Annotated in this window: 27 protein-coding genes; 20 read left to right on the top strand and 7 right to left on the bottom strand. The window is 36.0% G+C overall.

Annotation, left to right across the window (positions count from 1 at the left end; all coding sequences use genetic code 11):
* The coding region (locus ACY651_RS02270; protein WP_462249294.1) for a M1 family aminopeptidase at positions 1 to 1,177 on the top strand (1,177 nt) is incomplete at its 5' end.
* Between the two features lie 46 nt (positions 1,178 to 1,223).
* On the opposite strand, the gene ACY651_RS02275 is transcribed toward ACY651_RS02270, so the two are convergent.
* A complete protein-coding gene (locus tag ACY651_RS02275) occupies positions 1,224 to 1,727 on the bottom strand; it encodes a phosphoribosyltransferase family protein (protein ID WP_462249296.1) in 504 nt (167 codons plus the stop codon).
* A 134-nt stretch (positions 1,728 to 1,861) separates the two neighbouring features.
* On the opposite strand from ACY651_RS02275, the gene ACY651_RS02280 reads away from it, so the two are divergent.
* From ACY651_RS02280 to ACY651_RS02290, 3 genes are all read left to right on the top strand, one after another.
* A complete protein-coding gene (locus tag ACY651_RS02280) occupies positions 1,862 to 3,175 on the top strand; it encodes a 4Fe-4S dicluster domain-containing protein (RefSeq protein WP_462249298.1) in 1,314 nt (437 codons plus the stop codon).
* Positions 3,176 to 3,416: 241 nt separating this feature from the next.
* The gene (locus tag ACY651_RS02285) at positions 3,417 to 3,878 is read left to right on the top strand and encodes an HAD domain-containing protein (RefSeq protein WP_462249300.1); all 462 of its coding nucleotides are present in this window, start codon (positions 3,417 to 3,419) and stop codon (positions 3,876 to 3,878) included.
* Between the two features lie 271 nt (positions 3,879 to 4,149).
* On the top strand, positions 4,150 to 4,809 hold the full coding sequence (locus tag ACY651_RS02290; protein ID WP_462249302.1) for a hypothetical protein: 660 nt from the start codon (positions 4,150 to 4,152) through the stop codon (positions 4,807 to 4,809).
* A 150-nt stretch (positions 4,810 to 4,959) separates the two neighbouring features.
* Here the strand turns inward: ACY651_RS02290 and ACY651_RS02295 are convergent, their stop codons facing one another.
* The gene (locus tag ACY651_RS02295) at positions 4,960 to 5,940 is read right to left on the bottom strand and encodes a GlxA family transcriptional regulator (protein ID WP_462249304.1); all 981 of its coding nucleotides are present in this window, start codon (positions 5,938 to 5,940) and stop codon (positions 4,960 to 4,962) included.
* A gap of 135 nt (positions 5,941 to 6,075) precedes the next feature.
* Here ACY651_RS02295 and ACY651_RS02300 point away from each other — a divergent pair, with 135 nt between their 5' ends.
* Together ACY651_RS02300 and ACY651_RS02305 are read left to right on the top strand one after the other, a co-directional pair.
* Positions 6,076 to 6,555 carry a DinB family protein gene (locus ACY651_RS02300; RefSeq protein WP_462249306.1) on the top strand — a complete coding sequence of 160 codons (480 nt, stop codon included), beginning with the start codon at positions 6,076 to 6,078 and terminating at the stop codon, positions 6,553 to 6,555.
* Positions 6,556 to 6,589: 34 nt separating this feature from the next.
* The gene (locus ACY651_RS02305; protein ID WP_462249308.1) at positions 6,590 to 7,084 is read left to right on the top strand and encodes an SRPBCC family protein; all 495 of its coding nucleotides are present in this window, start codon (positions 6,590 to 6,592) and stop codon (positions 7,082 to 7,084) included.
* Between the two features lie 127 nt (positions 7,085 to 7,211).
* Here the strand turns inward: ACY651_RS02305 and ACY651_RS02310 are convergent, their stop codons facing one another.
* The 5 genes from ACY651_RS02310 to ACY651_RS02330 form a co-directional block, all read right to left on the bottom strand.
* Positions 7,212 to 7,568 carry a hypothetical protein gene (locus ACY651_RS02310; RefSeq protein WP_462249310.1) on the bottom strand — a complete coding sequence of 119 codons (357 nt, stop codon included), beginning with the start codon at positions 7,566 to 7,568 and terminating at the stop codon, positions 7,212 to 7,214.
* A 57-nt stretch (positions 7,569 to 7,625) separates the two neighbouring features.
* Positions 7,626 to 8,249, bottom strand: coding sequence for a hypothetical protein (locus ACY651_RS02315; RefSeq protein ID WP_462249312.1), 624 nt, complete (start codon positions 8,247 to 8,249; stop codon positions 7,626 to 7,628).
* Between the two features lie 239 nt (positions 8,250 to 8,488).
* Positions 8,489 to 9,115, bottom strand: coding sequence for a pentapeptide repeat-containing protein (locus ACY651_RS02320; protein WP_462249314.1), 627 nt, complete (start codon positions 9,113 to 9,115; stop codon positions 8,489 to 8,491).
* Between the two features lie 273 nt (positions 9,116 to 9,388).
* The gene (locus tag ACY651_RS02325) at positions 9,389 to 10,864 is read right to left on the bottom strand and encodes a DUF2330 domain-containing protein (protein ID WP_462249316.1); all 1,476 of its coding nucleotides are present in this window, start codon (positions 10,862 to 10,864) and stop codon (positions 9,389 to 9,391) included.
* Positions 10,865 to 10,889: 25 nt separating this feature from the next.
* A complete protein-coding gene (locus ACY651_RS02330; RefSeq protein WP_462249318.1) occupies positions 10,890 to 11,774 on the bottom strand; it encodes an RnfABCDGE type electron transport complex subunit D in 885 nt (294 codons plus the stop codon).
* Between the two features lie 175 nt (positions 11,775 to 11,949).
* Between ACY651_RS02330 and ACY651_RS02335 the strand changes: the two genes are divergently transcribed.
* The 14 genes from ACY651_RS02335 (at position 11,950) to ACY651_RS02400 (ending at position 20,207) form a co-directional block, all read left to right on the top strand.
* Entirely contained in the window at positions 11,950 to 12,363 is a 414-nt protein-coding gene (locus tag ACY651_RS02335; RefSeq protein WP_462249320.1) for a VOC family protein, read from the top strand.
* A gap of 82 nt (positions 12,364 to 12,445) precedes the next feature.
* A complete protein-coding gene (locus ACY651_RS02340; RefSeq protein WP_462249322.1) occupies positions 12,446 to 12,970 on the top strand; it encodes a hypothetical protein in 525 nt (174 codons plus the stop codon).
* Between the two features lie 82 nt (positions 12,971 to 13,052).
* Complete coding sequence (locus ACY651_RS02345; RefSeq protein ID WP_462249324.1) at positions 13,053 to 14,165, top strand: DUF2911 domain-containing protein; 1,113 nt, start codon at positions 13,053 to 13,055, stop codon at positions 14,163 to 14,165.
* A 2-nt stretch (positions 14,166 to 14,167) separates the two neighbouring features.
* On the top strand, positions 14,168 to 14,749 hold the full coding sequence (locus ACY651_RS02350; RefSeq protein WP_462249326.1) for a rhodanese-like domain-containing protein: 582 nt from the start codon (positions 14,168 to 14,170) through the stop codon (positions 14,747 to 14,749).
* Between the two features lie 30 nt (positions 14,750 to 14,779).
* Entirely contained in the window at positions 14,780 to 15,130 is a 351-nt protein-coding gene (locus ACY651_RS02355) for a hypothetical protein (RefSeq protein ID WP_462249328.1), read from the top strand.
* A gap of 27 nt (positions 15,131 to 15,157) precedes the next feature.
* Positions 15,158 to 15,553 carry a VOC family protein gene (locus ACY651_RS02360; protein ID WP_462249330.1) on the top strand — a complete coding sequence of 132 codons (396 nt, stop codon included), beginning with the start codon at positions 15,158 to 15,160 and terminating at the stop codon, positions 15,551 to 15,553.
* On the top strand, positions 15,550 to 16,059 hold the full coding sequence (locus tag ACY651_RS02365) for a hypothetical protein (protein ID WP_462249332.1): 510 nt from the start codon (positions 15,550 to 15,552) through the stop codon (positions 16,057 to 16,059). Before ACY651_RS02360 ends, ACY651_RS02365 begins: the two co-directional genes overlap by 4 nt.
* Positions 16,060 to 16,083: 24 nt before the next feature.
* Positions 16,084 to 16,584 carry an SRPBCC family protein gene (locus ACY651_RS02370; protein ID WP_462249334.1) on the top strand — a complete coding sequence of 167 codons (501 nt, stop codon included), beginning with the start codon at positions 16,084 to 16,086 and terminating at the stop codon, positions 16,582 to 16,584.
* A gap of 2 nt (positions 16,585 to 16,586) precedes the next feature.
* The gene (locus ACY651_RS02375) at positions 16,587 to 16,952 is read left to right on the top strand and encodes a TfoX/Sxy family protein (RefSeq protein WP_462249336.1); all 366 of its coding nucleotides are present in this window, start codon (positions 16,587 to 16,589) and stop codon (positions 16,950 to 16,952) included.
* The gene (locus ACY651_RS02380; protein ID WP_462249338.1) at positions 16,949 to 17,437 is read left to right on the top strand and encodes a DUF6265 family protein; all 489 of its coding nucleotides are present in this window, start codon (positions 16,949 to 16,951) and stop codon (positions 17,435 to 17,437) included. The genes ACY651_RS02375 and ACY651_RS02380 overlap by 4 nt, the downstream gene beginning before the upstream one ends.
* Positions 17,424 to 17,948, top strand: a complete 525-nt coding sequence (locus ACY651_RS02385; RefSeq protein ID WP_462249340.1) for a DinB family protein — start codon at positions 17,424 to 17,426, stop codon at positions 17,946 to 17,948. The genes ACY651_RS02380 and ACY651_RS02385 overlap by 14 nt, the downstream gene beginning before the upstream one ends.
* Before the next feature lie 9 nt (positions 17,949 to 17,957).
* Positions 17,958 to 18,413: a DUF1801 domain-containing protein gene (locus tag ACY651_RS02390; protein ID WP_462249342.1), complete on the top strand. Its 456-nt coding sequence runs from the start codon at positions 17,958 to 17,960 to the stop codon at positions 18,411 to 18,413.
* Positions 18,414 to 18,464: 51 nt separating this feature from the next.
* A complete protein-coding gene (locus ACY651_RS02395) occupies positions 18,465 to 19,208 on the top strand; it encodes a hypothetical protein (RefSeq protein ID WP_462249344.1) in 744 nt (247 codons plus the stop codon).
* Positions 19,209 to 19,217: 9 nt separating this feature from the next.
* Positions 19,218 to 20,207, top strand: a complete 990-nt coding sequence (locus ACY651_RS02400) for a hypothetical protein (RefSeq protein WP_462249346.1) — start codon at positions 19,218 to 19,220, stop codon at positions 20,205 to 20,207.
* Positions 20,208 to 20,256: the final 49 nt, after the last annotated feature.

Consider the following 20,256-nt stretch of genomic DNA (forward strand, 5'->3'; position numbering starts at 1 on the left):
AGTACTTACTACCACACAGCTAAGCCGTATGGCGCAGGCAAAACAAAGCGACAAAACCGTAATGATACGCACCGAAGCAGAAGTTACCGACCCTGCATCAAGGCCGGCAGGGGCTACACTTACCTGGCGTTTTAAAATAAACAATGCACGTGATGTGGCCTGGGCAAGCAGCAAAAGTTTTATATGGGATGCGGCTAAAATAAATTTACCCAGTGGCGAACCATGTTTGGCTATGAGTGTGTACCCCGCCGAGAGTAATGGTACAAAAGCATGGGGCAGATCGACAGAATATATAAAAGGCAGTATTGAAAATTACAGTAAGCGCTGGTACGAATATCCCTACCCGGTTGCAACAAATGTTGCCAGTAATGTTGGCGGTATGGAATATCCCGGTATTGTTTTTTGCGGCAGCACGGCAACTACCGAAGGTTTGTTTGGTGTTACCGATCATGAGTTTGGGCACACCTGGTTTCCTATGATTGTAGGCAGCAACGAAAGAAGGTATGGCTGGATGGACGAAGGGTTTAACACATTCATTAATTCGCTGGCAGATGATGATTTTAATAGTGGCGAATATAAAAACCCACCTGCGAAAATGGATGGCATGGCCGCTTATATGTTTGGCGAAAAAACCGAACCTGTACTGTTAACACCCGATGCCATGAAGGAAGCTAATATTGGTATTGCATTATATTTTAAACCCGGCTACGGGTTGGAGTTATTGCGTAACGAAATACTGGGCGCCGACCGTTTTGATTATGCTTTTAGAACGTACATTAACCGCTGGGCATTTAAACACCCCACGCCATGGGATTTTTTTAGAACAATGGAAAATGCAGCAGGAGAAGATTTAAGCTGGTTTTGGAAAGAATGGTTTTTAGAAAACTACCGGCTCGATCAGGCTATTGTTTCGGTAAAATACGATAAAGACATTGCGGCCAATGGTGCCATTGTTACCATTGCTAATTTAGACGAAATGGCTATGCCTGTAAATATAAGTTACCAAACCAAAAGCGGTGTAAAAGGAACGTTGAAATTGCCTGTTGAAATTTGGAACAACACCGCTGTGTTTAAAGTTAAATTACCTACTACCGAAGAATTAATGGACGTAACAATTGATGAAGCCAAAGTTTTTCCGGATATGAATTTTGCAAACAATACCTGGAAGAGTGAATGATGAGGCTAATTTTTTTATTGAATTGAGGTGTAATTACAAACGTATTTCAATGCGTTTCTATCCATGCACCTAAAATTTCTCCATCTTTTTCTTCCACATAAATATGTTCATCTAAAGTAGTAGAAACAGAAAAGCCCACATAATCTACACTAACCGGAAAAGTTTTGTGCGTACGCTCCACCAGCGCCAGCGTTTGTATTTTTTTAGGACACTGCTCCAGCAAAGGTTTTAAAGCATACAGCATGGTACGGCCACTGTTGGCCACATCATCAATTAATATTATGGCCTTATCATTGAAATCCATTGCAGTGCTTAACGTAACGGCAGCAGGTTTCTTTTTATCAATGCCCAGTTCAATTACAATTACTTCGCCTTTAAAATTTGCTTTAAGGTAACCGCTAATCTTTTTTGCAATAACACTGCCCTGTTCTTTAATACCAATTAAAATAAGTTGCGGTTCGTTATAATTGCGTTCTGCAATTTCCAACGCCATGCGCCGCAGTTTTTTTTCGGCAACGGCAGCGGTTAAAATATATTTTTTGTTATCCATTATACACTAATTAAAAATAAAAATCACATCCTGTTCAACAATTAAAATAAAATTACACGAATTGCACGAACTTTCAGACGCAAATAATTCGTGCAATTCGTGTAATTCGTTTACTTTGTGTATAATCATTGCTTATGGCTATCGTTTTACAAATACTTTTTATTGCCAGCTTAGGTTTTGCTGTTTGGCTTTTTGCAAAAAACATAATGCAGATACGCCGCAATATTTTATTGGGTAAAGAGGAAGACCTTACCGATAACAAACCCCTGCGCTGGAAAAATTTATTGCTGCTTGCTTTCGGCCAAAAAAAAATGTTTCGTAACCCGCTGGTAGCGGTAATGCATTTTGTTATTTATGCAGGCTTCATCATTATTAATGCCGAAGTATTGGAAATTATTTTAGACGGCATACTCGGTACTCACCGTTTATTCTTTCCTTTTCTCGGTAGCTTTTATACTTTCTTAATAAACTTTTTTGAAATACTGGCCGTTGGTGTAATTGCGGTATGTGTTATTTTTTTAGTAAGAAGAAATATCATTAAACTAAAACGTTTTATAAGTAAAGATTTAAATGGCTGGCCAAGGAGCGATGCCAACTATATTTTAATAACCGAAATTATTTTAATGACACTGTTTCTTACTATGAACAGTACCGACAGGGCTTTACAAATACAAGGCAGCGAACATTATCACAATACCGGCAATTTTATTTTTTCGGGAATGATAGCGCCAATATTCAGTGGTATGAGCGAAAGCAGTTTAATTATTTTTGAACGCAGTTGCTGGTGGCTGCATATTATTGGCATTTTAGCTTTTTTAAATTATTTGCCTTACAGCAAACACCTGCATATTATGCTCGCCTTCCCCAATGCCTGGTATGCAAAGCTGGAGGTGCAGGGCAAAATAGATAACATGCAAAATGTACAAAACGAAGTAAAGTACATGATGCAGCCGGAGCTTGCCCCCGCCGGCGATGCACCACCGCAAAAATTTGGCGCCAAAGATATTTTTGATTTAAGCTGGAAAAGTTTATTAGATGCCTACAGCTGTACCGAATGCGGCCGCTGCAGTGCCGCCTGCCCCGCCAACCTTACCGGCAAACTGCTGAGCCCACGCAAAATAATGATGGACACCCGTGACAGGTTACACGAAGTTGGAAAAAATATAAACACCAATGGTGAATTTAAACCCGACGGCAAACAATTGCTTAACGATTATATTACCACCGAAGAATTGCGTGCCTGCACCACCTGCAATGCCTGTGTGGAAGAATGCCCTGTCTCTATCTCTCCTTTAGATATTATTATAGAACTGCGCCGCTCCCTTATTATGGAAGACAGCAATGCACCGCAGGAATGGAACGCCATGTACAACAGCATAGAAAACAATTTTGCCCCCTGGAAATTTAGCCCGGATGACAGGGATAAATGGGTGGAGGAGGTGAAATAGGGATTTGTAATTGGGAATTTGTAATTGGGTTTTACGTTTGAGGAGGAATTATTTTTTTATACCAGCTTTTTATTTTCATGGCATCATCGTTGCGAACTTGTTCTGTTATTCTTTCTTTTAAGTAAAAAGAATGAAGAATCAATCCTTTCAACGGCATATCATGGGGAACTTTTATTGCAGCGTAGATATTTATGATGAAAATAATTGAGGGGGAAATTTATTTGCAAAACAAATTATTTTTATGAAAAGCGTAATTTTATTAGACCTCGATGGAGTATTAATAATTACGCCTTCTTGGAAACAAGATTTAATTCATATAGATGGTTATTCAGATTTTAATGAGAAATTGCTAGAAAATTTTAATACACTAATTAAAAATGTCACAGCAGAAATATGGTTAACATCATCTAGAAGGAATAATAAAACATTAAGCGAATTCAATGAAATATTTAAAAATAGAAAAGTTGTAAAAAAGCTTGAAGGCTTTATTCCGCAAGGTACTGGAGGTAAAGAAAGGCTTGCTGAAATAAATGCTTTTTTAGATCATGAGCCAGTCAAAAATTTTTTAATTATCGACGATGATAATTCTTTACAAAATTTAGAAGCAAGAAGAAAGCAATATTGGGTAAAGACTAGTCCTTTAATTGGTTTTGACTGCGAAAGATTAATTGATGCTTTTAACAAACTTAAAAATTGGACTTGATGCCATGGGTATAATTTTCTGTTTAGGCAGGATTTCACAGTTGAGCTTTTATTTTAACATAAGGTAGTTTGTAAACTGCTGAGATAAAGTCTGTACATGTTCGATAAAGATATTTTTGTAAATTTTCATTTATCTAAAACAAATTACACAACAAGAGATTCAGTAATGACGAGAACTATTTTGAGTTTCTTTAAAATTATAAAATAATTTTTTTGTATTTCAGCAAAACTATATTTATGTCATAGCTCAATTATAACTATATTCTGCTAATATGGATATTTCATTTAAGACAAGACAATTATACCCTCACGAACAGCGACTTTTAAAGACTCTGAAAAAAAAGAAGGATAAAGAAAGTGGAAGCAAAATAAAGTATTATCACTTTTTCATTGCAGGTCTTTTGGCAATCAGCTTCACATACTTAGCGAATATTAACAAAGAAAGCTTTTGGGTTCTTCCACTGGGGACAATTGTTATATTTGCTTATAGCTTTATTATTTTTATGCCCTATGAAATTTATAAAAGCAGAAAAAATTTTAAAATATTTGCAAATGAGCTTAACAGCTTTATAGCGATTGGGACAGTAGAGACTTGCATTATAAATGCAAAAAGAATAGCAGTATCTAAAGAGTTTGAGGACGAAGGTGAATTATTCATCATTGAATATGACACCGACAAGGTTCTTTACCTGTGGGACTATGACTACAACCTTAAAATGAAATTTCCGTGCCTCGACTTTGAAATTTATGAAGAAAAATTCCTTAAACTATTTAGCAGACAAGTTTATCCATTAAGTGAGCCTATTAATCCGCTTATAATTGATAAAAAAGCTAAATGGAATTATATGAGTAAAATTGGTGCACCCGGAAACTTGCAAACACAAAATATCAGCTTTGATAAACTTATTGAAGAGTATAATAGCTTTGCCTAACATCGTTTCAATCTCCTTTCAATGAAAGTTACTTATACAAGAATGTTCGAATGCTTTTGTGATAAACTGTGCCAGCGAAGCAAAAAAAATACTATTTATCGATCAAATTTTTCTTCTTTTATAAACCACCCTTCTTTCTCCACCACCGTTTTAAACCACCGCCTCCTTATTATACTTCCCTCTATATTCCAACGGCGACATGCCAGTAATTTTTCTAAACACTTCACGAAAAGCTTTTATATCCGAATAACCCACTTCGTACATTACTTCGTTAACTGTTTTGCGGCTGTTTTCAAATACTTTTTTTGCCGATTCAATTTTTACCCGTTGCGAATATTCAACAGGCGTATTGCCGGTAGCTTTTATAAATCTTCGGTCAAAGTTTCGCCTGCCCACAGCAAATTTGGAAGACAAATGATCTACAGATATTTTTTCATCCAGTTTACTTTCAATATAAGCCTGTGCTTTTTTTACCATTTCATCGCCGTGCAGTTTTTGCCCTGTAAATATGGTAAATGCCGATTGGCTGTTCCTGTCCATTTCAATCTGAAATACTTTGGAACAAAAAATAGCTGTTTGCCTGTCGTAATATTTTTCTACCAAATAGATCATCAGGTTTAAAAAAGAATAAGCACCACCATTGGTATAAATTCCATTTTCATCTGTAATTAATTTATCAGTTTGTAAATTTACTTTGGGAAACATGGTTCTAAAATTATCTGCAGCCGCCCAATGTGTTGAGCAACTTTTTCCATCGAGCAAACCCGATGATGCCAGCATAAATGCACCGGTACAAATGCTTGCTATTTGGGCACCGTGTTTATATTGTTGTTCAATCCAGTCGATAAGCAATTGGTTTTCCTTTACCGCTTTTTGATAATTATGATTTAATGATGGAATAATAATGAGATCAGTTTTTTTTAGGGCAGCAATATTGGTGTGTGGCTTTACGGTAAACAAGCCTTCATAAAATTCCACATGTTTTGAAATGCCCGCCAATTCAATTTTAAATAATTCTTTTTTACGCATTTCTTTAAAGTAAGCATTGGCCCTTGTAAATATTTTATAAGCACCTACAATGCTGCTTAAATTATTCTCTCCCTCAGGAACTATTATGGTAAGATGTTTCATAAATAATTTTTTACAAAGCTACAAATTCGCTTTGTCCAAATCAACCCACTACAAAGTCTATTTTACACCCCTTTTGTTTCTGTTTAAGACAATACATTTGTATCTGAAAAAAACATTTCACTTAAAACAAATAAAATGAACACAACAGCAACAACACTTAAAATGATATTTGACAGATGGTATGCGCTGCTAAAAAATTTTGATGCCTCCCTTAACGCACTTACCGATGAGCAGTTGCAACACGAAATTGCACCCGGTAAAAACAGGGGAATATATTTGTTAGGACACATGATAGCAGTGCATGATGATATGCTGGTATTATTGGGATTGGGAGATAAACTTTACCCGGAGTTAAATGAGCCTTTTATTAAATCGCCGGATAAAACGGTGAACGATATTCCTTCGGCGGCAGCATTAAGAGCATGCTGGAGCAAACAGAATGAAATATTAAAACAAAAATTTGACAGCCTGCAGCCTGAAGAATGGTTTCAAAAACATACAGCAGTTTCTGCCGAAGATTTTGCTAAAGAACCACATCGCAATAAACTAAACATCATCATTACCAGAACAAGCCACCTGGCATACCACCATGGGCAATTTGTGCTTATTAAATAAAGTAATCATCAATTTAAATAAAAAAATAAAAATTATGAAAAAAACTGCACCAGATTTTACCACAACTATACTGGTAGATCAAGCACCGGAAAAAGTATTCAATGCCATCAATAATGTTCGTGGATGGTGGAGTGAACAAATTGAAGGCAGCACTGACAAACTCAATGCTGAGTTTAACTATCACTATGAAGATGTGCATCGAAGCAAAATGAAAATAACAGAGTTCATTCCAAACAAAAAAGTGGTTTGGTTAGTGAAGGACAATTATTTTAAATTCACGAAAGACAAAAGCGAATGGACAGGCACAAAAATTATTTTTGAAATTGAAGAAAAAGAAGGCAAAACACAAATGCATTTTACTCACCTGGGCCTGGTTGCTGAATATGAATGTTACGACATCTGCAGGGATTCATGGACAAATTATATACAAAACAGTTTACGCAGCCTTATTACTGCAGGCAAAGGAAAACCTAACGGAAAAGACAAGCCGCAAACGGAGAATGAAAAGAAACTTACATCAAACCATTGATATTACTGTACAAGTTTTTTGAAAAAGAAGAATTAATGAAATAACAACAACAATAAAAAAGTAAGATTATACGGCAAGCATTACAGTTAATGCTGCTGCAGCCGAAGCATTTAAGTCGGCTAAAAAATTACTCCACAAATTTTTTACCCTTTGCCATAATTAAAAAAACAATAGAAGTAATAAAACTCATCAGTACAAAACCAATTATCCAAATGGCTTTTTCGCCATCGGAAACAGTTTTACTTTTTACAACCAATACAATTCCGGCTATGCGGCTGGCTAAACTGCTGAGTAATGCTACAGCCAAAGAAATAATAACCGGCCCGCTAAATATGGTGCTTAACATTTCAAAAGGATTGGGGTTGGGGTTTTGGTGCACATGTGCAACAAACGTAAAAATCCCTTTTATGTAAAACCCCATAAAAAAAATTCCTGCAATAACTGCAACAATAAATAAAGTGAGGAATGTATTATACTTGCTCATTTTTTTAAATCAAAACTACAAATTAATAATTGCAGCTAAACTTTTAGTAACTGCATTTTAATTTTTACTGCTGTCGGTTTTTGCTGGTGTAAAATTAACAGGTGTTGTTGTTACCTGTGGGGCAGCAGCAACAGGCTTGCTGTTAAGTGGCGCACCAACTGAAATATCGCAGCGGTGGCCTGGTTGGCCATGTGCTGGGTTCATACCCGGAGCAACAGTTTGTTGAGCAGTTGGTGTACTTACATTTACCGGAGCCTGTGCCGGAGCTGTACTAACGGTGGCCGGTACATTATTTTGTGCTGCAGGCTTACTGTTTAAAGGTGCGCCAACACTAATATCGCAGCGGTGGCCGGGTTGCCCGTGTGCAGGATTCATGCCGGGAGCAACAATTTGTTGAGCAGTTGGTGTAGTTACAGTTACTGGAGGTTGTGCCGTAGTTCTACTTTGTGTAGTAAGATTTATATTATTAGTGGCAGGTAATATTGCTGTATTTGGAGCAGCAGCAACCTGTTGAGCATTAATTGTATTTTGCAATGCTGCATCTGCAGGCACAGCCGTTGTGGTTTTATTTTCAGATGCCGGCATTACTAAAGATTGATCTATTACCACTTTGTCTTTTCCATTATCGCAGGAAAAAAATGCAACAACTGTAATAAAGGCAACGGCGTATATTTTTAACATTGTAACTAATTTTTGTATTTGCAAATTACACCGTTTTATTTAAAAGCAGTACAACTGTTTTATCAATGGGGCATTTCAAATTGTCGCAATATTTTTTTCAACGCAGAGAAAATGAGATGGCAGAGTTTACGCTGAGAAGCTCTGCGATAACTCCTTTTCTCATTTTCTTTGCGTTAAAATTTGCTGCATGGCCTGATGCTTTAACAACAATTTGGAATGCACCCTATATTAAAAGGTATTTATTCAATAACAATATCATATTTATCTAAAAGCCCTGCAATGCCTGCAACAGAAAACTTTGCTTTTTTTATTTTATTTATTTCGGGGTTAATGGAGTAATTGTATGCGGTACGAAAATCTGCTTTTTCTAAAATGGTATTATCAAATATTGCACCGCTTAAATCGCAGTTAGCAAAAAGCGCTGCCGATAAATCTGTTGCTGAAAAATCCACTTCATGCAGTGTTGAATTTTTGAAGCAGGTTTTTTTAATTTTCAGTTTGTAAAAAGACGATAAGTTTAAAATGCAATTATCGAAGCTGGCTGCAAATAAAAAATCGTTAGAATGTTCAAAATGCAGGCCTAATAATTTACAGCCTGTAAATACACCATCCCTGAAAGCAGTTTTTGTGAGTTTTGCCATACTCATATTGCAATCGGTAAATGTACATTCCCAAAAATTGGTGCCGGATAAATTACAGTTTGAAAAATTACAGTTTATAAATGCACAGTTTTCATAATCGCCTTCTGCAAATGCAGTTGCTGAAAAATTTATTTCTTCAAAACGCTTTTCTTCAATCAATGCCCTTTCCATTGGTAAGTGTAATTGTACAGATGCAATATTATAAGAACCATGTGAATCATTCAAATTTTTCGAGTGCATTTCAAAATTGTCGCAATATTTTTTTCAACGCAGAGATTCTGAGATATCAGAGTTTACGCTGAGAATCTCTGCGATAACTCCTTTTCTCATTTTCTCAGCGTTAAAATTTGCTGTCTGGCCCGATGCTTTAGGGCAATTTGAAATACCCCCAATTTTTTCTTCTAACAAAAAAAATAAAAAAAGCACTTCCGTAAAAACGGAAATGCTTAAAACCAAAACCTGTATATCCAACTATTTTACCCCTTTAGGGGATAGGGGTTACACAAATCCTTTCCACCTCATAAATCCTGCACCGCCCAATAATACAGCACTTAATAAAATCATTGCACCGGGTAAACTTTTTTCTTTGTCCATATCATTTTTTACCTCTGGCAATAATGTTTGGTATTGCACTTCAGCCACATCTTCCTCATCATTTACTGCCGCAGCATCATCCTGCCAGTTATTAATATTAGTACCGGTTAATGCAGTAAGCTGTATCAATTCTTTTTTTCTTCTTTGCTTTAAATCCTGTAAATATTTTTTACCGGCATCGCAATTAAAATTGCCTGTAGCAGGATGTGTAATAATATATCTTGCCTGAAAGTTTTGTGTGTTTGGAGTAACCTGAAACATTAAATCCTGTGCAAACGATTTTCTGTTGTACCGAAAATGCATCCGGGTAAAGTGTACATTTTTACTGCCATTATCAGTTTCTTCATTGTCCACATCGCTGTAATCGCTCCAGTCTTTGCCGCCAAGCCACCAAACGCCGCTCTGCACTAAATCTTGTTCGGTTGGCGGGTTGCCTACGCAGGGGTCGCATTTCATTTGGTTAATGGGTGTAACATTCCAGGCATATTCTAAAAAAGCTACACTCTTATCTTCGTTATTCCATTGATGGGTGAAAAGATTACCATAAAAAGCACCAAAGTTTTTTTGTACAAACAACGGTACATTTTTATCGGTGGTAATATTGGTGTTGCGGTAATTGGTGCATTCTATTCTTCCTTTACGGGTAAAGGCATACACAATTAAATCCTGGTCGCCATCGGCATTGGCCATTCCTAAACGAATGGGCAGCATAAATTTTGGCGAGTTAAAATTTATTTGAATAGGGCGGAGAAAATTACTGTTTAATTTTTTCTTTTCTTTTTCATTTACTTTAACCACAAAAAATTTAAGGTTGCTTTTTATATATGGTTCTAATACTTCTTCTGCATTCGCAGGAATTTTATAACCATTTTCGTTCAGCCATTTTTTCAGATCGCCACTTTCTTTGGCAGATAAAATTAAAATATCGTATTCGCCAACTAAATATTGGGCTTCAATTTTTACGCCAGCCACTTTTCCTCTTATTGCCTCTGCTTTAACCTCCTGTGTACTTGCAGTCATTGATTTTCTCTGCACATTATCTTCTTTATCATAATTATTGCATGGGTTCTCATCCCAATACTCCACAAGCCTTGGTGCACTGTAATCATTAAGTTTTTGAAAAATACTTTGGTCCACCACTTTAATATCATCTTTCCTCAACACTACCGGCACAGGCACCACCATGGCAAAATCTTTTGTGTCGCCTTTAAAATCGTTGTACATGGTAATAACCGTTTTATTACCATCACGTACTAAAATTACCTGCGATGTTTTATTTTTTAATGTGCCATCTGCCTTGCTTACATAAAAACCGCAGAAAGACATTATAAGCGGCGCTGCAACAAAGGCTGCACCAATAATCAATAGTTTACGTTTCATAATTTATTTTTTTAGCGTTGATTAATTACATGATTGATTTAGAATAAATGATATTTAAAAAATCATTTTCCTGGGAAGTATATTTTGTGGTGGTGACCCACTCAAACTTTTTTGCTTTAAATAACCGGTCAATTACAGGCACTAACGGTTGAGCCAGCACCAGCACCAATACAGGTGCACCATTCATAAACTTAAATGTGGTTAAATAAAAAGCAACCGCTGCAATGGCCATGCACCAAACAATTCTTGCAATGGAATGATCAGGTGTTGTTTTAGGATCGGTGATCATAAAAAAAGAAAACAACAATAAACTCCCTGTACTTATGGATTGAATAAAATGATCTATCGGCCAGCCGAGATAAATTATTTGCCTGATAAAAATTAATCCTGCAAATGTTATAAGAAAAGCAAGTGTAACATCCAGCTTTTGTACTTTACTAACTACAATAAACCCAAAGCAGCAAACCCCAAAAAGTAAAACTATTCCGCTTCCCCATTGGCCGGGGCTTATCCATGCTTTACCGGTTAAAAAAATTGCAGCAATAATACCCAGTGCCGATGGATTAAAAATATGTTTACCCTTAATGCGTATAATATATTTTGAAAGAATAGATACAACTGAAGCAAATATTGCTACCCACAAAAAATTAGTTTTTAATAACAGGCTTAAGCCAAAAGATGATATTAAAACAGAGGGAATACCATTTTTAAATCTTTGCAGAAAAGGTGTATTTTTTCTTCCCAAAAAAAACTCAGCAATCAATTGTGTAATAAGGCTTGTAATAAAATACGTGGCATATAACCAGCTCTCGTTATTCCAGTGTAAATAAAAAATGCCATAACTTAAAAAAACAGTTTGAAATAATATTTGAAAATAACGGGCATCCTTAAGCCGGGTTGATAAAAACATAACAGTTGAATTTGCTGATAAGATGAATTTGCCAACCGGATTACACAAGTATCTTGTTAATAAAATGTAAACAGCAGTAAAATAAATTTTTATGGAAAAAATAAAAGGCTGAATCGCCGCTTATAAAATTATTATTGCAAACACGGGATAAGTTGCCTAATTTGAAAAATAAAATATGAAAAGAGTTACTTCTGTTGGCGGTGTGTTTTTTAAATGTACAAATCCTGATGCTCAAAGAGAATGGTATGCCAAACATTTGGGTTTGGTAATGGATAAATTTGGAACCAGTTTTGAATGGCGGCACAGCGATGAAAAAGAAAAGAAAGGCTTTTCGGCATGGAGCCCTTTTGAAAAAGAGACGGATTATTTTGGCGATGCCAGCCAGCAGTACATGATAAATTACCGGGTAGATGATTTGGAAGCGCTGATTAAAATATTAAAAGAAGAAGGCGTAACCATTGTTGACCAGATGGAAATTTACGAATACGGAAAGTTTGTACATATACTTGATGGCGAAGGTAACCGAGTGGAATTGTGGGAAGCCAATGACGAGATGTATGAAAAAATGCTGAATGCAGTCACTAAATAAGTAATGGATAAACGGAAGCATTGGCGGATAAGTAAAGAAACATTTGGTGTTATATAATTGTCCTGTATAAAAAAATAACTGTATGAAAAAATTTATACTGCTCATTGCTGTTGCCTGCTATGCCAATATTTTACAGGCACAAAAACTTCCGTGCAGTAATGTTGTTTACCGGCAGTTTGATTTTTGGATTGGTGAGTGGGAAGCATTTGGCATAAACGGAAAAAAAGCGGGCGACAGCAAGATAAGTGTGATACTCGACAGCTGTATTATTTTAGAAGAATGGACTAGTGCATCAGTACAAAGTGGCTTGCGCTATGCAGGAAAAAGTTTTAACACTTACAATGCCGCTACTAAACAATGGCAGCAAACCTGGGTTGATAATGCAGGTGGCACCAACGAATACCTGCAGGGAAAATTTGAGAACAACCAGATCATTTACTCTTCTACACCATTTAATTTCAGCAAAGACACTATGGCTATTCGTAAAATGACTTTTACAAATTTAAGCCACAATAAATTAAGGCAGCATGGAGAAATAAGTAAAGATAACGGTGTAAGCTGGAGTACTGAATACGATTTGGAATACAGAAGAAAAGAGAAAGGGTAGATAATATTGTAAAATTCTATGCTAAGAAATATTTGTATCAAACTTAAATAAATAAAAATTTACCTGTTTAAAACAAAATAAAATGAAAAAACTACACCTGCTTATTGCAATAATTTTTATTGCCGCCCATTCTTTTGCACAATTAGATATGCCCCCTGGTGCTAATAATCCCCGTGCTACCATTAGCGAAGAGGTGGGTATTACATCTATTACTATTAAATACAGCCGGCCCGATGTAAATAAAAGAGAAGGAAAGATTTGGGGCGATGGAAACCTGGTTACTAATGGTTTTACCACACCAAGTTTTATCACCAACAAAAATACTTCGCCATGGCGTGCAGGAGCAAACGAAAACACTGTTATAACTTTTGAGCATGATGTAAAAATAGAAGGCCAGCAGTTAAAAGCTGGAACATATAGTTTACACATGGCAATGGGTGCCGATAATGCCACCCTGATTTTTAATACTCAAACAGAAGCCTGGGGAAGTTTTTATTACGAAGAAAAGTATGATGCTTTACGGGTAAATGTAAAACCTGTTGCTTTAGATAAAAGCGTGGAGTATTTAAAGTATGAGTTTATAGAACATAAAGAAAAGTATTGTGTAATTTCCATGCAGTGGGAAAAGCTTTTGGTACCATTTAAGGTAGAGGTTGATGTAGATAATATAGTATTGGCAAAATTACGTGACGAATTAACCAGCCGCAAAGGTTTTACACCAGCACTTATTTTATCAGCAACGCAATACTGCTTTACAAAAAATATTAATTTAGAAGAAGCATTGGTATGGAGCAAAAAAGCCATTGATGGTATTGGCGGACAAAAAACTTTTATCACACTTCGTAATCTTGCAACGGCATATGAAAAATTAAATCGTTTGCCCGAAGCAGATTCTACTATGAATGAAGCATTACTGATTGCAACAGCCAATCAATACACGGCTTATGGCCGCCAGTTAATTACACAAAAAAGAGCCGACAAAGCAATGGAAATATTTTTAGCTTCTAAAAAAAGATATGGCGATATGTTTGGTGTAAACAATGGTTTAATGAGTGGCTATTCGGCCAAAGCCGATTTTAAAAATGCTTTGAAACATGCAGAAAAAGCAATGGCACAGGCACCAAGCGATGCAGCTAAAAAACAAGTAGAAGGAAATATTGTAAAATTGAAAGAAGGGAAAGATATCAATCAATAAAAATGAAAAATTTATCGGGTACAGTGCTGGTTTTGATAAGCCAGGTTTTTATTATTGCAGCTTGCAGTAATGCAAACAGTAATGTAAAACAAATTGCATTACCTGAAGTGAGATATGTATGTATGCCTTGCGGCAGAAACTGTGATACGGCAATGTATAAAGCACCGGGCAGGTGTAATAGTTGTATGATGGATTTGGTTGATAAAAAAACAGTGGATATTAAAAATATAAATCCTGCAGCCCTTTGTAATTTTATTGCAGGTATTGGCAGAGAAAATATTGTATTGTTAGATGTTCGTACATCCGAAGAATTTAATGGTACAGCTACAGATAAATTTGGTAAACTTGCCGGAGCTGTAAATATCCCTGTACAGGAATTAGAAAAAAGAGCCGCAGAATTAAACAATTATAAAAGTAAACAAATAATTGTGTATTGCAGTCATAGCCACCGAAGCCCCATGGCAAGTTATATTTTAATGCAAAAAGGTTTTATCAAAGTAAGCAATATGGAATTTGGCATGAGCGAATGGCAGAATAAAGTAAAAAAGGACAGCTGCAACAGTAAACTTTATGTAAGCCAGTAAAAATTATGTTTCATTTTAAAAACAATAATTATGAAAAAAATAATTTTAATTACAGCAGGCTTTTGCTGCCTGATGATTTTGCAAAATTGCGGCAGCAGTAAAAAAACCACAGCAGTAAAAACACCTGAGGTTTCGTTTGGAAAAGATGTATTGCCTGTTATGCAGGCAAGATGCACACCCTGCCATTTTCCTCCTGATGGAAGAAAGCAGGCATTAAATACATATGCTGATGTAAAAACAAATATTGCTGAAATTATTAACCGGATAAAATTGCCCCACACCGATGATAAGTTTATGCCATGGAAAAATAAAAAGCCAGCATTAAGCGACAGTTTAATTAATGTATTTACAGAATGGCAAAAACAAAATATGCCCGAATAAAATTCATCATCACTTAAAAATAAAAAAATGGATAACGCAATCAGCTGGTTTGAAATACCGGCAACAGACATTAGCAGGGCACAAAAGTTTTACGAAACTATTTTTGGTTTTACAATGACGGCTATTGATATGCCGAATATGAAAATGCGGATGTTTCCATTGGATGACCCAATGAAAGGAGTTGGTGGCGCCATTGTGGATACCGGCGGTTTTCATAAACCTTCTGCAACCGACGGGCCATTAATCTATTTAAACGGCAACCCCGATTTACGCATTGTGCTGGATAAAGTAGAAGCGGCAGGAGGTAAAGTTATTGTACCAAGGATGGAAATAAGCCCGGACTATGGCGACATGGGAGTTTTTATAGATACAGAAGGTAACCGCATTGCTTTGCATAATGTTCCGGAAAAATATTTAAAATGAAAAAGATTCAGCTCCTAACCGTTGCCGTTTTATTTTTTTTAAATGCCAGTGCCCAGTCCGACAGTTTGAAATGGGTAAAAGAAATTAATGAACAGGTCTGGAAACCTTTCATCAAACACTTTATTTCAAATAATACTGCAGGCTTCAGCAGTGTGCACAGTAAAAAAATAGCAAGGGTAGAGATAGACGGTAATAGTATAAAGAATTATGAAAACTATTTTCCGGTTGCAGATACCAACGCTGTAAAAACGAAAAAAAATGCCGATCGTTTATTCGAATTGCGTTTTGATAAACGCATAAGTAATGGAACACAGGCATGGGAAAGCGGTTATTATAAAGGCACTGTAATGCAGCAGGCAAAAGCGCCAATAATTTATTACGGAAGATTTTTTGTAGTGCTGCAAAAAGAAAACAGCACCTGGAAAATACTGGTAGATGCTGATACGGGTAAAGATGCTGACGAAGAAAATTTTAATAAAGCTTTTGCTATGGAGAGCAAACAATAATTATAAAAGTTAAAACAAACTATTATGAGTAGTTATAACTGGAGCAATTTTATTGTAAGGATAAATGTAAATGCCACTGCCGAAAAATTGTACTGGTGCTGGGCAACAAGGCAAGGTATGGAGTATTGGTTTTTACGCCTGAGCGAATACAAAAAGCATGATAATAGTGTAAGAGAAAATGATGAACTGGTGCAAAAAGGCGATAAATATAAATGGCTGTGGCATGGCTGGACAGATGATACAGTGGAGTACGGCGATATAATGCAATGCAATGGAAAAGATTTTTTAAAATTCAGTTTTGGTAAAGCGGGCACCTGTTCCGTTACAATAAAAAAAGAGGGAACAGAAAATATTGTTGAACTGCTGCAGGAAAATATTCCTGATGATGAACAGGGAAGGCAATATTATCACCTGGGTTGTAAAACCGGGTGGACGTTTTATTTAGCTAACTTAAAATCTTTATTAGAAGGCGGCATTGATTTACGCAATAAAAATACAGCATTACAAAATGTATTAAATGCTTAACCATGGCTTACAACGAAAAATTAGCAGACCGGGTAAGAGAAATTATTTGCTTAACGCATAACATAACCGAAGAGAAAAAAATGTTTGGCGGTTTATGTTTTATGGTAAACAGCAAAATGTGTGTGGGAGTAGAAAAAGAAAGATTGATGGTAAGGCTTGACCCTGTAAAGTATGATGAAGTAATGGAAAAAGAAGGCTGCATGCCAATGGACTTTACAGGAAAAATAATGAAGGGTTATGTATTTGTGGATATAGCAGCATTAAATACAAAAAAGAAATTAGACTACTGGCTTCAGCTGGCGTTGGAGTATAATAAAATTGCCCGCAGTGCCTTGAAGGCAAAGGCAGGAAAAAATAAAAAAAAATGAATAAGCTGCTATTGGCCATTGTTATCATTTTTAGTTTATCTGCTTTTTTGGGTGCAGATAATAAAAAAGTATTTAAAAAATTATATGGTTTACAGGGTACATGGAAGATGACAACTAAACGGGGCGCTGTTTATGAAGAATGGAAAAAAGTGGATAAAAATTATCTGCAAAACAAAGGCTACACATTAAAAGGTGCTGATACCATTATTAACGAAAGAGTAGCCTTAACAAATACTGCCGGTGGAATTTTTTATACCTCTACTGTAGAAGAACAAAATAACAAACAACCCATTGCTTTTAAAATGACCAAAGCCGAAAATAATATTTTTGTTTTTGAAAATCAGGCACACGATTTCCCTAAGCGTATTGTTTATAAACTGGTAACTGCCGATTCGTTACATGCTTATATAGATGATGGTAATGACGAAAGTAAAAAACGACAAAATTTTTATTTTAAAAAGCAATTGCAAAATGAAATACAGTAAAGAACAGGCTATAGAAATTTTAGAACGTACACCCGCTGTACTTACCGCATTGCTTGCAGGCTTAACCGATGATTGGGTAATGAATAACGAAGGCCCCGAAACATTTTCGCCTTACGATGTTGTTGGCCATTTAATACACGGCGAAAAAACTGACTGGACGGCAAGGGCAAAAATGATTCTTGAATTTGGTAACACAAAAACCTTTGAACGCTGGAACCGTGTTGCCATGTACGAAGAAAGTAAAAACAAATCTTTACAACAACTGTTAACTGAATTTGCAGCCATACGAAAAGAGAATATAATTTGGTTTAAATCTTTACAGTTAACTGAAACCGATTTGGATAAAAAAGGGATGCACCCGGTATTGGGAGATGTAACGCTGCGGCATTTATTATCTACCTGGGTAGTACACGACCTTACGCATATTGCACAAATAACAAGGGTAATGGCAAAACAGTATAAAGAAGAGATGGGACCATGGCCCGAATTTTTTCGTATTTTGAATTTCTAAATTTTCACCATGCAATCAAAAGCAACAACTGTAGAACTGTACTTAAAAGAAATTCCTGCAGACAGGCAGGCAGCAATGAAAAAACTGCGTGATGTAATTAAAAAAAATTTACCCAAAGGCTTTAAAGAAGTTATGGGTTATGGTATGATGGGTTATTGTGTACCACATTCCATTTATCCGGCAGGCTATCATTGCAACCCAAAAGATCCGCTGCCCTTTGCAGGCATGGCTTCGCAAAAAAACAGCATTAACTTTTATCACATGGGTATTTATGCCGACCCTAAATTGCTAAAATGGTTTACAGATGAATATGCAAAAACCGGTTTGGGAAAACTGGATATGGGTAAAAGCTGTATGCGTTTTAAAAAACCGGAGAATATCCCTTACAAGTTAATTGGAGAACTGTGCAGTAAAATAACCGTGGAAAAATGGATTGAAGTGTATGAAAAAAACATGAACAGATAAAGATAATTTGGTGGCAGAACTAAAAAGCAACACTATTTTTATTATAGCAAAATGAATTATTTAGATGAAATAATTGTTCATATTGAATTACACAATGCTGCAGGCATTACTAATTGCTTTGCAAATGGTGTAAACCCCAATGATTTATATAACGGCATTCCGCTTATTTATGAATTAACCAGCGAATACACCCGTTCTCCTGATTTTAAAGAATGTGTAAAAATTTTTACCAGCCATGGATTACAGTTTGCTGATAAAGCATTGCTGGCAGTATTGATGGATGATGCTGAACTATTAATGGAGCAAATCAACATTGATAAATCAATTGTTTCCAAAACATATTCTTTACGCTGTGCTTATACACCGCTGCACAAAGTAACGCTGCTGCATATTTGTGCAGAGTTTAATCATTTGCAATGTGCAAAACTGCTGGTTAAGTTTGGTGCAGCTATTAATGCAACTGCTGGTATTGATGAATTTGGATTTGGAGTCCAAACCCCCATATTTCATACCGTTAATCAAAACGGTAATCAATCAGCAGATATGATGGAGTATTTACTTTCTTTAAAAGCTGATTTAGAAATAACAGTTACCGGGCTAATATGGGGCAAAGGCTATGAATGGGAAACATTTATCCCTGCTGTTAATCCATTGAGTTATGCCATGATGGGTTTGTTGCCGCAAATGCACAGAGAGGAAAGTACAACAGCAAATATTGTTGCTATATTATTAAAGCACAAAAATAATATTGATTACACACCACAAAATATTCCTAACAAATACCTGAGCAAATAATTTTATAAAATGATACTGTGTAAATATATTTTCCTGCTCTTTTTTACAATAGCCATTGCAGGTTATGCTTCTGCTCAAAAAAATAATTATAAAATTGCCTACAATGTTTTGGAGGATACGGCCAAAGACAACTACGACATCTACATCATGAACATGGATGGCAGCGGTAAAAAAAATATTACCAACACAGCAGGGGTAGAATGGATTTATCATGCTTATGAGGACAAACTTTTTTTCATCAGCGACAGAGATACTTGCCTTCGCTGCTATTTTTTATACAGTATGAATACCGAAGGCAACAATGTAAAAAAACTAAGCAATTTGCAATTGGAAGATAGCTGGATGAGCAGCAGAAAAAAAGGTACCGAAATGATAGTGCTGGGCAGAACGGGTAAATTAAGAAATCAGTTATTTTTAATAAATCTAAATAACGGTTCTTACATACAAATAACTAATGATACCCTGTCAACAAAAAGAGACCCGATGTTTATACCTGGTGAAAATGAAATAGTGATGGCATACCGACCCGATAAAACAGTAAGAAAAACTGTGCCTGATGAGTTATGGAAATTCAGCCTGAAAGAAAATGCAGACGGTACTATACAATTAGGGGAGGATAAATTGCAGCTTACTTATTTTCCTAAATCAGATACTACTACCGCCTGGTACGAATACCATGCTGGCCCACCACAATGGAACAGCAAATACAAATTCATCAGTTACCTTTCTAAACAAAATAATCAAACACAGATTTACACTGTTGTTCCCGATCTTAAAAAACATTGGCAGGCAACTTATACAAAGCAAATAACTAGTGACAGCTTAAGCAGCGGCTGGCACAACTGGAGCGCCGATGGTAAATGGCTGGTAATGGATAAAAGTACTTACGAAGGAAAAGGTTTTGATATTTACCTGATGAACTTTAAAACAAAAAAAACAATACAGCTTAGTGATAGCTGGAAAACTGAACAAGGGCCGGTATTTGTATTAATTAAATAATTACTCAAAGATGCTGCGCTAACAAAAAAGGGCAATAGCGAATTAAGGG

The organism is Ferruginibacter sp. (assembly GCF_031391665.1).
Taxonomy (GTDB): domain Bacteria; phylum Bacteroidota; class Bacteroidia; order Chitinophagales; family Chitinophagaceae; genus Ferruginibacter.